The following is a 603-nucleotide window of genomic DNA, read 5'->3' on the forward strand; positions in this document are numbered from 1 at the left end:
GGAAACCGTTGCAGCCGTGCCGGCCCGGCCGGGCCCGGCAGATCCTCAAAGCGGGCCGGGCGGTGGTGGTCCGGCACACCCCGTTCGTCATCCGCCTACTCGACCGCACCGTAGCCGGGTCCACCGTTGACGGCGTTGAGATCGGTCTCGACCCCGGCTCCAGGCACACCGGCATCGCCGTCTTCACCGAACGTGACGGCAGCCGTGCCGGGAAGTACGGCATCCAACTCGACCACCGGGGCGCGGCGATCCGCGACAAGCTCACCGCCCGCTCGAACCACCGGCGGCGCAGGAGGTCGCGGAACCTGCGTTACCGCGCTCCGCGATTCCTCAACCGCACCCGACCCAAGGACTGGCTCGCCCCGTCCCTGCGGCACCGGGTGGACACCACCATGTCGTGGATGGCCCGGTTGAGGCGGTGGGCACCCGTGCGCGCCGTCCACCTCGAGCGCGTCGCCTTCGACACGCACGCCATGTCGGCGGGCCGGCCGCTGGAAGGCATCGACTACCAGCAGGGCACACTGGCCGGATACGAGGCCCGCCAATACCTGCTGGAGAAATGGGGCCGTGCCTGCGTGTACTGCGGCGCGGCGGGGACGCCGT

At 71.3% G+C, this 603-nt stretch carries 1 protein-coding gene; it reads left to right on the forward strand.

The window, feature by feature from the left end; translation table 11 throughout:
- Positions 1–603 (forward strand): RNA-guided endonuclease IscB (gene iscB / locus ACFOY2_RS54700; protein ID WP_379536120.1); only part of this gene is annotated, 603 nt, incomplete at both ends.

This window comes from Nonomuraea purpurea, assembly GCF_042650645.1.
In the GTDB taxonomy this organism is placed as follows: Bacteria; Actinomycetota; Actinomycetes; order Streptosporangiales; family Streptosporangiaceae; genus Nonomuraea; species Nonomuraea purpurea.